The organism is Arthrobacter sp. SO5 (genome assembly GCF_020532805.1).
GTDB lineage: Bacteria > Actinomycetota > Actinomycetes > Actinomycetales > Micrococcaceae > Arthrobacter.
Window position 1 is genome coordinate 1 of sequence record NZ_MQTQ01000098.1, and the last position, 451, is coordinate 451.

Annotated in this window: 1 protein-coding gene; it reads right to left on the reverse strand. The window is 66.5% G+C overall.

From position 1 onward, the window contains the following. On the reverse strand, window positions 1-449 hold a 449-nt coding region (locus tag BJG92_RS17040), incomplete at its 3' end, for a TetR/AcrR family transcriptional regulator C-terminal domain-containing protein (protein ID WP_232085171.1). Between the last annotated feature and the right edge of the window lie 2 nt (window positions 450-451).

A 451-nucleotide genomic window follows, 5' to 3' on the forward strand; every position in this document is an offset into this window, starting at 1 on the left:
GGCTCGAGGGCGGCTAGGACGAGGTCGAGGCCGAAGTTGAACTCCTCCGCCGGGTCGTAGCCGGCAGCGACGAGCGCCGCGGCGGACTCATTGAGGTAGGGGAACTCGTCAGGAGGAAGCTGGGGCAAGTAGACGTCCTCGCCCATGTCCGCGAACTCATCCGCCGTGTCGAACGGCAGGCTGGCTTCCTGCAGGGCGAAACCGTAAACATAGCTGTCGAGCAACCAGTTGGCGTGCGTCGCCATCAAGACCGTGAAGCCAGCCCTCCGCAGGCAGGCGGTGACCGCTTCGTGGTGGCGAAGGTTCGCAGGCCCCGGCGATGTCCGCGACTCCATTAGGCCGTTCGCCCACGGGTGGCGTGCGAGAACCTGTCGGGCGGATACCGCCCGCCGTCGTATCGCCGACTGCCAGTCGGTCTCTTCGGGCGGGAGCTCGATCTCCTCGAACACGA